This window comes from Undibacterium sp. YM2, assembly GCF_009937975.1.
In the GTDB taxonomy this organism is placed as follows: Bacteria; Pseudomonadota; Gammaproteobacteria; order Burkholderiales; family Burkholderiaceae_D; genus Undibacterium.
This window is the reverse complement of the sequence record NZ_AP018441.1, coordinates 2,953,405-2,967,933: the sequence shown is the minus strand read 5'-3', so window position 1 is coordinate 2,967,933 and position 14,529 is coordinate 2,953,405. Positions and strand designations below refer to the sequence as shown.

12 protein-coding genes are annotated in these 14,529 nt (G+C 49.3%); 3 read left to right on the top strand and 9 right to left on the bottom strand.

The window, feature by feature from the left end:
* Positions 1 to 2: 2 nt before the first annotated feature.
* Positions 3 to 914, bottom strand: a complete 912-nt coding sequence (locus UNDYM_RS13440) for an EamA family transporter (protein ID WP_162041487.1) — start codon at positions 912 to 914, stop codon at positions 3 to 5.
* Positions 915 to 921: 7 nt separating this feature from the next.
* Complete coding sequence (locus UNDYM_RS13435) at positions 922 to 1,161, bottom strand: DUF1272 domain-containing protein (RefSeq protein ID WP_162041486.1); 240 nt, start codon at positions 1,159 to 1,161, stop codon at positions 922 to 924.
* Positions 1,162 to 1,288: 127 nt separating this feature from the next.
* Between UNDYM_RS13435 and UNDYM_RS13430 the strand changes: the two genes are divergently transcribed.
* On the top strand, positions 1,289 to 1,954 hold the full coding sequence (locus UNDYM_RS13430) for a ribonuclease HI family protein (protein WP_162041485.1): 666 nt from the start codon (positions 1,289 to 1,291) through the stop codon (positions 1,952 to 1,954).
* Here the strand turns inward: UNDYM_RS13430 and UNDYM_RS13425 are convergent.
* Positions 1,951 to 2,814 (bottom strand): LysR family transcriptional regulator, encoded by an 864-nt coding sequence (locus UNDYM_RS13425; RefSeq protein ID WP_162041484.1) that lies wholly within the window; start codon positions 2,812 to 2,814, stop codon positions 1,951 to 1,953. The genes UNDYM_RS13430 and UNDYM_RS13425 overlap by 4 nt on opposite strands.
* 118 nt (positions 2,815 to 2,932) lie before the next feature.
* Here UNDYM_RS13425 and UNDYM_RS13420 point away from each other — a divergent pair, with 118 nt between their 5' ends.
* Together UNDYM_RS13420 and UNDYM_RS13415 are read left to right on the top strand one after the other, a co-directional pair.
* Entirely contained in the window at positions 2,933 to 3,346 is a 414-nt protein-coding gene (locus tag UNDYM_RS13420; RefSeq protein WP_162041483.1) for a VOC family protein, read from the top strand.
* Positions 3,343 to 4,290 carry a glyoxylate/hydroxypyruvate reductase A gene (locus UNDYM_RS13415; protein WP_162041482.1) on the top strand — a complete coding sequence of 316 codons (948 nt, stop codon included), beginning with the start codon at positions 3,343 to 3,345 and terminating at the stop codon, positions 4,288 to 4,290. The genes UNDYM_RS13420 and UNDYM_RS13415 overlap by 4 nt, the downstream gene beginning before the upstream one ends.
* A gap of 149 nt (positions 4,291 to 4,439) precedes the next feature.
* Here UNDYM_RS13415 and UNDYM_RS13410 read toward each other — a convergent pair whose 3' ends face one another.
* The 6 genes from UNDYM_RS13410 to UNDYM_RS13385 all read right to left on the bottom strand — a co-directional run bounded on the left by UNDYM_RS13410 (position 4,440) and on the right by UNDYM_RS13385 (position 14,504).
* Positions 4,440 to 5,828 (bottom strand): hypothetical protein, encoded by a 1,389-nt coding sequence (locus tag UNDYM_RS13410; protein WP_162041481.1) that lies wholly within the window; start codon positions 5,826 to 5,828, stop codon positions 4,440 to 4,442.
* 288 nt (positions 5,829 to 6,116) lie between these two features.
* Positions 6,117 to 6,821 (bottom strand): GDSL-type esterase/lipase family protein, encoded by a 705-nt coding sequence (locus UNDYM_RS13405; protein ID WP_162041480.1) that lies wholly within the window; start codon positions 6,819 to 6,821, stop codon positions 6,117 to 6,119.
* Positions 6,822 to 6,858: 37 nt separating this feature from the next.
* Complete coding sequence (locus UNDYM_RS13400; protein WP_162041479.1) at positions 6,859 to 7,725, bottom strand: rhamnogalacturonan acetylesterase; 867 nt, start codon at positions 7,723 to 7,725, stop codon at positions 6,859 to 6,861.
* A 70-nt stretch (positions 7,726 to 7,795) separates the two neighbouring features.
* The gene (locus UNDYM_RS13395) at positions 7,796 to 8,923 is read right to left on the bottom strand and encodes a rhamnogalacturonan acetylesterase (protein WP_162041478.1); all 1,128 of its coding nucleotides are present in this window, start codon (positions 8,921 to 8,923) and stop codon (positions 7,796 to 7,798) included.
* A gap of 310 nt (positions 8,924 to 9,233) precedes the next feature.
* The gene (locus tag UNDYM_RS13390; protein WP_232064063.1) at positions 9,234 to 11,618 is read right to left on the bottom strand and encodes an outer membrane beta-barrel family protein; all 2,385 of its coding nucleotides are present in this window, start codon (positions 11,616 to 11,618) and stop codon (positions 9,234 to 9,236) included.
* 120 nt (positions 11,619 to 11,738) lie between these two features.
* Positions 11,739 to 14,504 (bottom strand): Tat pathway signal sequence domain protein, encoded by a 2,766-nt coding sequence (locus tag UNDYM_RS13385; protein WP_162041477.1) that lies wholly within the window; start codon positions 14,502 to 14,504, stop codon positions 11,739 to 11,741.
* Positions 14,505 to 14,529 lie beyond the last annotated feature (25 nt).

Below are 14,529 nucleotides of genomic sequence, written 5' to 3'. Positions count from 1 at the left end.
AATCAGGCGAATATATTGCGCAAGTTATGAACCAGTTTTGTACCGAATACATTAATGAGCAGGCCTGCCATTACGATAACTGCCCCCAGTAATTGGGTATGGCTTAATGCCTCATCAAGTATCAGCCACGCGGCTGTCAATCCAACCACAGGCACCATCAATGTCAGCGGCGCAACGAGATGGGTAGGCAAGCTGGCTAGTAGTTTTCCCCATAAGGTATAGCCAATCAGGGTAGCTGCGACGGCCAGGTAAACGATGGTCAGACCAGATGACAGGCTCATATTGCTTAAACTGTGCAAAATGACATCGCCACCTTCAAACAGATAAGATAATAAAATAAACGGCAGTATAGGTACCAGGGCACTCCATGACACCAGACTTAGTACATTGGTCACGCCTATCTTTTTATTAATGACATTACCGCTGGCCCATGAGAATGCGGCACATAAGGTGAGTACAAAACCAGCAAGCGTTACCTGGCTGGCCGAACTGGCAATGCTTGCGCTACCCAGCAATATGAGACCAGCACTGGCTACCAGCATGCCTAGCAAATTGCTGGGCCTTAGCTTGTCGCCAAAGAGCATGGCAGACAAACCCACGGTAAAGAAAGCCTGTGCCTGCAAAACCAGTGATGCCAAGCCCGCTGGCATACCGACGGCCATTGCTGAAAACAAAAAGGCAAATTGGCCAAGGCTGATGAACATGGCATACGCCAATAACAGTTTGAATGACACTTTTGGGCGTGGCAAAAACAAGATAGCGGGAAACGCCACCAGCAGAAAGCGCAAAGCGCCCATCAAGAAGGGAGGGATGCCTTTCAATCCTATTTTGATCACCACAAAATTCATTCCCCACAACAAAACGACGATGGCAGCGATCAGGATGTGACGTGTGCTAAGGACAGATTTGGACATGGCTTGGCTAAGGCTTAATTTGTTTTGCATGTACACGTTTGGTCGATGCAGGGTTATTCAGCAGCTTATTTTGTGGCCTGATTGGCCTTGGGACGAAATTCCCACCGCAATTCGGGCATATGCCTTGTAAAGGACCCTCCACGCAGTCAACGCAAAAGGTGCATTCAAAAGTACAAATGCGGGCCCTGTCAGAATCCGGTGGTAAATCACAGTCACAGCGCTCGCAATTCGGTCTAAGTTCAAGCATGATACATTTTCTTTCTGTCGTGGGTGAATATTAAGCAGAATATCAGTTTGAATGGTATATGCCAGCATAGATAGCGACCAGAGTCGGTCATATCCGGACATCTGCTAAATCTAAATCACAAAGCTTTATGGATTTCAATTTTACATATCAACAACTAGTCAGTATTGCTACGCGCAAAGAGCGCGTGCTTAGTCGTCAATTGGCAAAGCAGGAAAAGCTGCAAGCTGTGGAAGCACTTATTAAGCTGCTGGAAGCAGCGGCGCACAATTCAGGTTTGCAGAATATCTCAGAGCTGGCACAACAGCGGGAAGCCATGAAGGTGGCGGATGCTGCTCAAAGATTGGTCAAGAAAGCTGCACAGCAAAAGAGTAAAAAAGATCGAGATTTAACTTTGCTGCCTGCAAATACCTGGCTGGGCTGGTTCGATGGCTCGGCTGTGCCTAACCCGGGGAAATGCCGGATTGCTTGCATACTCAAAGCGCCCGACGGGCAAAATTTCGAACACATAGCTCATATGGAGTACGGCGACAGCTGTGACGCAGAATACAGTGGTTTGATACTGCTATTACAGCAAGCGAGACAACATGGAATAGTGAACTTGCTTGTGCATGGCGATAGCCAGGTTGTCATTGATGACTTTAACCATATCAAGTTGAGTAGCTTGTTACGCATGCAGCAGTATCGTCAGCAAGCACAGGAACTAACCTCTGCATTTGAGCAGTTGCGCGTGTCCTGGGTGCCCAGGCACAAAAATCAACTGGCTGATGCACTTACTCAGATGCGGTCAGATTAAGACTTGGTTTTCAATGAGCGCAGCAACAGGCCCAACATTGCAGGCCGTGGATGTTGTGTTTTGCTGAGTAAAACAAGGTTACGTGCATAGGCAGGGGCTGGGATGGGTGTTAATACGCAATGTCTCGCCAATCTTGCCAAGCCTGACCAATGCGGTACCAAACTGACGCCTACATCATCTGCGACCAGCATGGCGATGGTTTCCAGTGCATCGAGGTCGCACATGGCTTCCAGCGCCAGGCCCTGGTCTTGAAGAAATTTCTCAGCATAACGGCCACCCCATGCTGTCGGGTCATAACGCAAATAGGGCTTTGATTGTAGCGTGGACAAGATATCGTTTTGTGGTGCTTGTCTGGAAAGTAAGACCAGGTGCTCTGTTTTTATGTGGTGCGCTATCAGGCTTTTGGGCAAATCAAATGGAGGTGCAACCAGTATTGCTGCATCTATCTCTTCATCCTGCACAGACTGATATAAAGAGCGGGAGGTGCCAGGCACGATGCCGGCCTTCAATTTTGGCGCATGTCTAGTCAAATACCGTAAGACAGTTGGCAGCATGCCTGTCATCGCGGTGGAAATGGCGCCTATCTTGATTGTGCCTGTCAAGCCATCAAGGTCGGCATCACCAGCCAACAGGCCAATCGCGCGCACGATATTTCGTGCTCGTGGCAGCAGATGCAGGCAAGCCTGGGTCGGTTTTGCCGCATGCGTCTGTCTCGACAATAAGGGAAAACCCAGCTCCCTCTCCAAAGCCTGAATTCTCTGGCTGATCGCCGCTGCGGTCAGGTTTTCAACCCTTGCGGCTTCAGCTATGGAGCCATGTTCTATCGTGGTAATCAGGCTTTGTAGATAGCGACTATCCATAAAAAATTCTTTCGAATGGATTAAAAATAATATGCTATCTCTTATGAAGAAATGACGCTAGCATGCAATATTGTGAATCACCATCTGAACAGCGATAATTCAATACGGAACCATATCCATGAAAGCTTTATTTCATCTTGCCTATCATGTGCATGATCTTGATCAGACCCGGCAATTTTATACAGGCATATTGGGCTGCAAAGAAGGGCGCAGTACGGCCACCTGGGTAGATTTTGATTTTTTTGGTCATCAAATTTCCTTGCATCTGGGCACGCCGTTCGCCACGACTAATACAGGCAGGGTAGGGGATCATCTGGTGCCCATGCCTCACCTGGGTGTAATACTCGCGATGAAGGACTGGGCTATACTGGCCGATCGCCTGCGTGGTCATGATCTCGACTTTGTGTTGGAACCATCGATTCGTTTTGCTGGGCAACCGGGTGAGCAAGCAACCATGTTCTTTCTTGATCCCTCAGGCAATCCCATAGAAATCAAAGGTTTCAACAATTTGGAAAGTATTTACGACAAATGAGTTCAATTAAAATCCCATTCCTGGCTGCGCCTGCTTACTCCCATACCCAGGCTTGGGTAGATGCGCTACAAAAGAATCTGCCAGACGAACAGATTGTCGCCTTTGACAGCATGAACGATGAGGACAAAGCTACTTGTAAAGTCGCGATCGTTGCCAATCCTGATCCTGCCCAGCTGAAGCAATTACCCCAACTGCAATGGGTGCATAGTGTCTGGGCGGGAGTGGAAAGACTGATTTCGGATTTGGCGGACACGGAGCTGAAAATTGTCCGCTTGATAGACCAGCAACTGGCCACCACCATGGCCGAAGCAGTGCTGGCCTGGACACTCTACCTGCATAGAGATATGCCAGCTTACGCGCGACAACAAAAGCAGCAGCTTTGGCAGCCACGTGAATATCTGCGGCCTCAGCAAAAAACTATAGGTCTGCTGGGTCTCGGTGCGCTGGGTGAAGTGGCGGCGAACAGCCTGCTGCGTGCAGGCTTTAACGTCATTGGCTGGAGCCGCAACCGCAAAGAATTTGCAGGTGTCGAATGCTTTGCAGGTACAGATGAATTGCCAGTCATGCTGGCAAAAACCGATATCCTGGTTTGTCTACTACCACTGACACCAGATACCAAAGGACTGGTCAATGCCCAAACTCTGCAAGCCTTGCCGCAAGGTGCATCGCTGATCAATTTCGCGCGAGGGGCAATCATCAATGATCATGATTTGCATATCGCCCTGGATAGCGGGCATATCGGTCATGCAGTTCTCGACGTATTTGAAACAGAACCTTTGCCCACCATTGCATGGCACTGGCAGCATCCGTCTGTGACAGTATTGCCGCATTGCTCCGCACCCACAGACAGAGAAACGGCTTCTTTGATTGTGGCCAATAATATCCGGCGTTACAGATTCACGGGAGAGTTGCCTGTGACGGTAGACAGAGTGAAAGGGTATTGAAGGAAGAACGTTTAATGATATGAATGGATAGCGTTTTCCATTCATATCATTGCAGGGCATTGCTTGATTCATCGGCCAAGGTATTGATCAATGCATTCATCAAAGCATTGATCAATACCTTGGCCGCCGCTCTAAGCTGCAAGCTTGAATCAGAAACCCAGCAAACCTTTCAGGACATCTGTTGCCTTGACCTTGGGTTCTTCTTTCTGTTCAGGCCTTTGCTGTTGCTCTGCTTGCGATGCATTATTGGACCTGCGTCCACCCATGTCGCCCATACCACCTAGTATGGAGCTATAAGTCGATTTCATGCGCAGCTTGGTTTGCCAATCTGGTTCCCAGGCAATTTTGGGATCGCTGGGACGGGGAGGGTAGGCAAAATAAGCATCTGAGCCGTAGGCAATCATGCGCAGCATGCCCGCTCCCTGCTCGCCAAAAATACCTTTTGGAACATCGCATTTGGTCGTGCTGGCGGGCAGGATGACTTTTTCATTAAGCCACTTATCGACATCTGCATTGGCTTGATAGTCGACCAGGCCAAAGCCAAAGTCTGGCAATTCACTGGATGTCCAGACTATGACTTCGGGGTTATCGCCGCCACCCGACTGTCCACCCATGACACTGATGAAATAGCCACGCGCATTTGGCACTGATTTCCACTCCAGTCCAACCCCGCCAGCCTTCTTGGTTTGTACCAGTTCAATCGCTGCCATCAAATCATTGTTTGACGCCAGATTGAGTTTGAAGCTCTCAGGCATGCCACTACCGACAAATTGATGCTGACCAACCAGTGAAGCAGTGTCCGGCACTTTCCTGTCATCGTTCTTGTTTGGCCATGCAGGATTGCCAGGTTGTGAACGCGCACCCTTGGTGACCTTGCCGCGCATGGTAAAGAATTTTGCATAATCTTCTGGCGATGCTTTTGCAGCATCGAGAGTACGCGGCTGCCCCGGCCTTATGGTTTCGCCGCAACCCCAATAAATAGAAATTTTGCCTTTGGGTTTTTCATAACTGGGCTCGGATGGTGTTTCTTCAGAAGGTGTGTATTGCACTGGTTTTTCTGGCGCAGGCGCTACCAGTTTCAAACTATCCCCGAGGTTCATGCCAGCAGGAATCATCTGGTTGGCATCTGTCAGAGAGGTATTCTTGTTTGTGAAAACTGACACATCCATGAATCTGCCACTGGCAAAACCCATGGAATGCGTATTGCCGAAAACATTGCCTCTGTCATTGTTACCAGTGCCACCACGAGCCATGCCACCCAAGGCACCAAAGAAGCCGCCAGACTGCGCACCCTGCATAGCTCCACCCATCATACTACCCGGCATATCACTGGCATTGGTCGCCAGATCGATATATGCAAAGGCAATCGGTGGCTTGACCACTTGTGTGCCAGTTTTTGTAGCTGGGGCTTTGCCTTGCGTACTGGCGGCTGGTTTGGTTTGTGATGTCGCAATCAGTGGTGTAGCCAATAAACCGCAGGCAATGAGCGTTGTCTTCAGAAAAGGTGTGCTGTACTTCTTTGTCATCAAAGTCTTCATGGAATAACTCCTGTTATCTATCAGTTGCTGAAAGAGAAAAACCAGAAATTTTTTTGACGCTGAGGATGTTCTGGCTAAAATCCTTGAAATGATTATGTTAGCGCAAAATAATTGCAACAACAGGGATTTGACCCAAACATTTGCTGCAAGAATTTATTTTCCTTGCAATTTGAGGATCAATATTTAATTTCCACGTAGATGTGAATGCGGAAAATTAAAACAAAGACGGAGTATTTGTTTACCAGCGCTGTGCCCAAAAAAATTGAATTTGCCAAAAAAATGGCAAATTTATTTTTGATTCATTATTGTCGAGAGCAAAGGCCCCAGGGCGCTTGCCCAAATTTCGTATCCTTCAACGGATAGATGCAACTTGTCTTTACTCATGCCTTTCCAGTTGTCACCGACAGGTGGGAGTTGCGCCGCGAGATCGAGATAATAAATGTTTCTTTGGTCATCCAGTGGCGCCAGCAACATATTGGTTGCAGACATTTTTTCTGTCGCACGTGCATTCGGTAAAATACTCAACAAAACAATCTTGATGCCATTGAATTTCTTTTGAGTGGCGGCGATGACGGCTTTCACACCGTCGGCAATTTCTTCTGGCGTATCTTGTACATTGTTTGTGCCAATCAGGATGATGGCGACCTGGGGTGTAAAAGCTGACATGTCGATATTTTCCAAGCGCCAGATAGTATGTTGGGTTTTGTCCGATCCCAACCCAAAATCGATCGCGCGCTCTTCAAAACGTTTTTTCCAAACAGTAGAGCCCGCTCCCCATCGCCATTGTTCTGTAATCGAGTCACCAATGAAAATCAGGTCAGCCGGGCGATTTTTCCTTAGTGTTATATAGTCATTAAAGTATATTTGATAAGCCAATTTGAGACTGTAATTCTGATCACTTGCAATCGTAGTAGGCTGTTTGACAGGTAGCGAACTTACTTGTGCATGACAAAGAGAAGTAAACAGAAGGGCAGATAAAATTAAGCGTTTCATGAAGTGAATATATAGAATTGTGAGTTGCCAGAAAATTTCACTCAGGCTGCGGTGATATAAGGCCAGCTTTAAGTGAAAGATAGTTGTTCAAGCCATTGCCTGAGAGACCTTTGATGCCCGCAATGACGGATTCTGCATTAATCCTCGCGCCGGTGACGTTGGTATGGGTGCGCTGGTCGCTAAACAAGGTATCGACTTTTTCCTTGCCGAGGGCGTCGTATGTCTTGCCTGTAATGGCTGTCACATCAATCAGGGCTACCTGGGTTTCATTGGCGACTATGCTTGCCAGCTTGCGATGCTCGGCAAAATCATTAGCCCAGTCCTTGTGCGGCACTGGGGTTGCGATAATGATGGAAATACCCTTCGCCCTGGCATCTTGTATGTATTTTTTTAAATACCAGCCGTAACTGTGCACGATTTCAACACTGCCATCTGGTCTGTTGATGATTTCGGTATCCTCTCCAGTGCTGCGCAATGTGCCTCTGAATTTGCCTCTGGCATCAACCGGACCAACATCATTATGCCCAAACTGTACCAGCAAGAAATCACCAGCCTTCATTTCGCCCAATACCTTGTCCCAGCGGCCCTCCTGTATATAGGTACGACTGCTACGCCCGCCTATGGCACGATTGATGACATTAATTTTTTTTAAGTCGAAATAGGGTGCTATTTCATCAGCCCAGCCACGCATGGGTGCGTCACTACGGGCTGTGGAGTCGCCAACGATAAAGAAGGAGGGCAATTTAGGGTCAGCCGCCTGATTGACGATCTGCCTGCTTTCTTCCACAACTGGTCTGTCATCTTCTTTCACTGTCTGTGCTGAGGCTACACTAACTACCGCCAGAAGGATTAAAGCCTGCAAGGCCTTATTCAACGAAATAGGGATTGTGCTGCGTATAATCATGAAAAGTCCTCTAAACGGTGCCATGGCAGTCATTAAATCAACTGATTATAAGACGCGTATCAACGACAACTCAACTGCCATCTGGCTTTTTTATACTGACGATAGCCGGGCTGGCCGGTATGAAAAAGGACTCTGGCGCGTCCGGTTTGGCAGGATCAAAGTTTTCCGGCTGAGCCAGGATGAATTTTTTCAGAGGTAATTTGCTTTGCCGCACACCTTCCACGATGCACCTGGCCAGCTCATAAGCACCGTAGGCATTGTGATGGGTGCCGTCCCCCGGTTTAAATGCCAGCAAAGACTTTTCTGGCCCCAGTGCTTCATAAAAGACCTTGCTCATGGCATGCAGATCAATCAGAGGCAGGTTCTCTTCTTTTGCGACTTCACGTACTGCATCTGGATAGCCCTTGTGAGAATTGGTGATAGTCGTACCTTCAAATGTGCGGCGTTGTACTTGGGTGACCAATACCACCTGCGCATGTTTTTCAGCCAGTGCGGCGGTGTAGATCTTCAGGTTATTTTTGTAAGTGGCAACATCCACCGCCTTCATGTCATTGTGCCCAAATTGGATCAACACATAGTCGTCAGGCTTGACCAGGCTAAGTACTTTGTCCAGCCTGCGTGCCGTTTTAGAAGATGCCAGGGATTCGCCTGACTGCGCATAATTCGCGACACTGACATCTGCGGAGAAAAAGCGCGGCAGCATTTGCCCCCAACTGGCGTAAGGCTCGCCTGGTTGATCGGTGACAGTAGAGTCACCCAGTAAATAAAGCGTGGGCACATTTTCTACGCGCTCAATGCTGATGGTATCTACACTGGAGCGTGGGCCATTGAATTCCAGCGTCAGTTTGTCATCCCAGGTAAATTGTTCTTCTCCTGTTTCGCGCTGCTTCAATTTGACTTCGCCACCGTCAGCAATACCAGGGCGACGTACGTTGACGATGAAGCTTTTTTCTATGCGCTCACCTTTCCTGGTTTTGATTTTTTCCAGCATCAGACGGCGGGTTTCTGCCTTGACGGTCGTCTCAGATTCGCCGTCATCATCACCCAGCATGAGTTTGACGCGATAATTTCCCTCGGGTACAGCAACGGAAAACAGGAAGGGTTTAGCGCTGCTGATGCCATTGCCGGTAGTGCTGATCTGAGCACCATTCTCAAAGCCAAATCCGGTCTCTGTTGAATAGATAGCATCTGTTTTCACCGCTTTGGACTGCGCTGCAGGCTTTGTGCTGAAATCAAATGAATATGTTTGGGCGTAGAGCGTATTACTAAAGGCGATGCTGCCAATAAAAATCAATAGCTTGAAAGTCGGTATTTTTTTCATCGGAATAAGCTCAGGAAATACTTGCAGTAATAAAAAGCTCTGGAAATTATTGATGCATTTTAGGGTAGCTATGGGGCAAAGGCCGTTTTTCAGAAAAACAATCAGAGTGGTGATTGGCATTCGATGAAAAACGGCCTGTCTATAGTATTCGACAGGCCGTTGATTGCCGGATTGCGGTAAGGCCGCATCAGGATTGGCCAGGTGGAGGCGGGCGGCGCATTTCCTGACGATTATTGCCCTGGCCGCCGGCTGTATTGCCGCCAAAGCGATAAGACAGCCCGACATATATCAGGCGACCGTCATAACGCCGGATATTGTGTTCTTTGAGTGTGTCTGTATCGACGATGGTCTCAATTTTGTTTGAGTTAAAGACATCCGTGACGTTCAAAACCAGATTCAGGCTAGGCGTAATGGTGTGGCGCAGGCTGAAATTAGCAGTGGAATTGGGTTGCCGATAACCTTCGCCCGACAGAGTTTTCCCCTGGGAATTAAGGCTGATTTGCAGCTGATCTTGCTCGCTGAGTTGATAATTAAAGCGTCCGCGCAAACTTAATGAAGATGCTGAACGCTGAATTTCCTGACCGGCAGTATTCAGGATTTTTTGTTCGATGAATAAGAGGTTGCCGCTGGTATTGATGGAAAGCTTGGGAGTCAGCTTGCCGCTGAGCGTGAATTCAACGCCGCTGGAATGATTGCCGCCACCGTTTTCCAGCGTGGTCAGCACGACAGTGTCGTTGATCGGGATTTTTCGAGACAAAATACTGTCGCTTTCTGTGCGATAGTAGCCACGGATATTCATATCCAGCCCGATGACTCTGGTTTCATACGCCAATTCAAAAGAGTCTGTTTGCGCCGGCTTCAATTTTGGGTTGCCGCTAGAGTAATTCAGCTCGTCACGATAGACAACAAAAGGATTGAGCTCATTGGCATTGGCGCGACGTATGCGGTGGGCATAACTGAAACGCAGGGTGGTGTCGTCACTGGCCTTATAACTGGCGAAGAAGCTGGGAATATAGTTAATGTAGTGATTGGTCGCCTCTATGCGCGCAGTCAATTGTTGAATATCGATATGCGTATACTCCGTCCTCAGGCCTGCCAGTACACCCCATTTTTCATTCAGGCGCAATTGATACGATCCGTACAGGGCAATATTGGCTTCATCCAGATTATAGCTATTGGTTCGTGATGGATTGAGGATGGCAGTGTTGCTGATGGGATCAATATTAAAATAGCTGGTATCAAATTCACTTTTGTTGTTGGCTATCTTGTAGCCCATTTTTAAAAGACCCTTTTCATCGGGGCGTTCATAGTCACCGGTAAAATCGACGATCTTGATATTGTTGGCATTATTTTGCCTGCTGTGCACATCGGTAAAAATAATCGGACTGCTCGCATCTACGTTAGAGTATACGTTGGAATAGGCGTTGGAGCTGGCATTGTCCGAACCTGATACACGCAAGTCCAGCCGCATTATTTCACCGTTGATATCTCCCTTGTGGTCATAGCGTCCACCCCAACTGTAGTTGGTGCTTTCGCCACCGCGCTGGGTGGAACGCACATAGTCACTATTGATTTGACCGGTGTTCAGGTAGTGGTCTGTCGATTTTTGGTCATTGTTGCGTCTGGCATAAGAGAAATTGGCCCCGAGTGTATCCTTCGTGCCGATGTTGTACGTAATCGCAGCATTGACACCGGAAGAATTATTCAAGCCAGCAGAAGCAGAATCCTGAGTACTGTGCTGACCGAGATCAAGCCGGTCGCGGACAGCCTCGCCTACTGAATTTCTGCCATCATGGCGGAAATTCATCCCACCTTGTATGCCAAACAGGCCTTCATGATAACTGCCAGATACAGCGCTGTTATAGCGACCCGCTGATCCGGCATTAGCATTGACGACACCGAAACCACCGGGTTGGCGATTACGTCGCATGACCAGATTGAGAATGGGCCCACCACCGCCTTCGTTGCCAAACTGCGCGCCAGGATTATTGATCACTTCTATAGATTCTATGTCGTGCGAGGGCATGGCATTCAGCGATGCGCCACGATTGTCGCCCTGCATCATGGCGGATGGTTTTCCATCGATCAGGATTTGAACTTTAGTGCTGCCCCGCAGACTGACTGTGCCATCTGGATCTACGGATACAGAAGGGATATTGTTAAGGGCGTCGGCGGCCGTGCCATTGGTACTGGCGACATCTGATTTGACATCATATACCTGACGATCAATGCGATTGCTGGGGCGCTCTGCTTGTACGGTCACCGATTGTGGCTCGCCACTGCTGCTTACTGGCGCATCAGATGTCACAGGCTTGCTATCTGTTTTGCTTACCGGCCCAGTCTTACTATTTGTTTCTTCTGGTTTGGTTTCTGCAGGCTTGACTGGTGTTGCGGCTTTGGCCGGTGTGGCAGGTACAGCTGGCTTATCCGGGGTTTGAGCATAAGCAATTGGACTCATGCAAAAAGCTTCTGTGATCAGCACACCCACTACCAGGTTACGCGTTGTCTTGCGACCATGACGGACAAATTGCGTTACTGTCGCTGGGCATATTTTTTTACGGCGTGTAGTCATGATTTGGGTCTAGTTGAATGCCATTAGATGAAATTGCCAACACTATGACGTAAAAATGTCTGCCTTGTTCAACTTGCTTTGTATCAGTTTGTTGTCAGTAGATGCGGGTGCTTCATTTGTTCAATCCGGGTCTGCAAGAGTCATTTTTTTCAGGTCTGTCACTGAGGGAATATACTCACCGATGAGTGCCAGATTTTGTATCGCAGCCAAGCCCCATTGGGCAGTGTCATTAGTGCTGATCCATGGCACTTCATCGACGGGATTAAGGCTATTGATACCCTGAACGCGTGTGGTCTTCAGCAATGGGCCGGGCACGCCACGGTTACCAAAAAACTCGCTCCAGGCGCGTTGTGCCAATGCGGGATTTTTGTTTTTCCAAGCGACATAGGCAGTGAGTCTGGAGTGGCCGTTACGCAAGGCATTGCCGGCACCGTGCGGCATGCCCAGTGCATTGATCTGCTCCTGTTTGCCTGCATTAAAGAGCTCGCAGTACTGCAGCCATGCTCGTACAAACCCGGGTTCGTCAGTCAGGGTCAACAGTTCGGCAAAAATTTCTACTGCGCCAAAGACAGCATTCAAATGGCTGGCTGATGCGCGCTTACCAAAGACATTGATCAGGTGGCTGGTGTCAGCGTCATAGGCAAAGCTGTTACCGTTGAAAAAGCCGTGGGGCATGCCGGCAATGTCACGCATGCCGGTCAATATCTTGTTGCGGTATCTGATGTCACCGCTGCGTTCCCATTCGGTCAGCCAGTTGCCGGCGAGTGAACCCCAGTCCGTGCCGAAACCGGCATGTGCCTTGATATTACTGATATCTTCTCTAGGTTTTAGTTTGCGCGCCGGATCTGTGCTTTCCAGTTTTTTGTCGGCATCTATCAGTGAATGCATGATGTCGCCTATGCGTTCATCTGCTGTCAGGTAATAATAAAAGCGGCGATAGACGGCGGCACTAATGCGCAACTGCTTTGCACTGCAACCCCAGTGCTGTACATTGTGGCGAGAACCCAGGCCGGCAAATTGCCCCAGGTGATGGATATCGACTTCACTGGTATGGCGGACCATGGCTTCGGCAAAACGGAAGATGTCTGCCCGTCCGGTGCGCAGGAAGGAATACCAGAGCCAAAGGTCGGGGGATAGTTCGGAATTATCCCAGGCAAAGCCACCGACGTCATAACGCCATTCATGCCGGTCCAGATCATAGGTATGGCGGATGTCGCCATAATCCCAGAAACCATACCAGTGGCGCTGTTCAAGTTGTTCCTTGTAAAAATTGAAGCGGAAATCGAGCTGATCTTCAAGTGCAGCTTTTACCGGATGCGAGCGATCAGGCAAGCTCCACAGTCCGCCGAACACGCCAGTCGCCAGGAAATGACTGGGCTTTGCCACCAGTTGTGGCGGTGTCTGTACTGCATCAGCAAACTGCACCAGTTTTTCCCTTGACGGGGTGGCGGCGCATACCCATAAAGTGATTTCGCTACTGCGGGCCACACCCATGGGGCTACCAAATCCTTTTTCATAATCTTCGTAGGTGATCTCCAGGCCTTCGCGTTCCTGATCATGGGTTTCCATGCCCATGCCGTCATGGTAAAAGCGCAGGTCCATGGCAGGGGCATCTGGGGACCACATCCAGACGGTGACCTGGACGGTGTCTGTATGCGCCTGACGGATATCCAGTTGGGTAGGGTGGCGTTGCCAGAAATCGCGCAAGCCAAAAGCAACACCGCCACTGATGCCACCTATATAGCCTGTGCCAGGTGACCTGTGTCCCCAGGCGGCTTCTACCCAGCCATAACCGGATTTGGTACGTTTGCGTATCTTGAAACCGTCTGCCGATTGTTGTGACAGGGTGTAATCACCCCATGCTGGTACCAGATGGATCAGGCGCTGTATCACCTCTGGGAACTGTGTCAGTGGTGGGCAGGCAAGCCCTGCCAGTTGGGCATTGCGTACTGCGGGGCCAGGGTCACGGCGCAGGCCGGTCATATTACGCACACCTTCTGCCCACAAGCCGGCATTTTCACCGGCAAAGCGCACATGCCTGTCATACAGCGCATCACGCATGGGGACGTCGAAGCGCAAGCCTATACCGCGCAAGAAATCGCGTTGCTCATCGCCATCATAAACAAAGCTGTGCATGACACGTATGGTATCCGCGCCTGCATAGAAATACAGCCTGAGCACGAAAGGCAACCAGGCCCGTTTGGCGTCCTTGTGCATGCCTTCCACCTTCAGCACCGCACGTACCGGGCCATGTTGTTCAAGGGTGACCTGGCTGATATTGCTGAGGTAATTGTGCTGGCGGGTAGTGCCGCTTTCACCATCTGGCTGATCATCGCTGATGACAACCAGGTGGCCATTGCGCATGATGTCTCTGCCATCACGCTGCACGCTGCGGATAAGCTGTGACCCATGAGTAGCGACATCACACAGCATCACGCCGGTATCTATCAGATACCCGTCTTTGCTTTGTTTGACACTGACAATGTTTTCAGATGGCGGGGCAGTTTTTGCTACAGGCTTGACCTGCAATTCTGAACCCAGGCTGACACCCGCGCCCACGGCATGTGCAGTCCACTTCAAGGTGCCATCAGGCCAATATGCCAGAGGCCAGCTTTGAGTAGGCAAGTCTTTGCCATCCTGATTGATCAATTGGAACTGTTGGCTTTTGGCTATCTTGCCTCTTGGCCATGGCACGCCGACTGTTGCGCCTGTTAATACTTGCGGCGCTTTTCCTTCCAGCCAGTTCAGGCGTATAAACTCATCTGCCTTTATTTCCATGCCTGTATTACCCGCAGACAGATTCTGCGCCTGCAGAGAAGGCAAATGACTGACAAGCGCTGTGGCTGCCGTTGTTTTGATGAAGCTGCGACGTGTTAATTTATACATTATCCGTTACTTTATAAACCTGGAG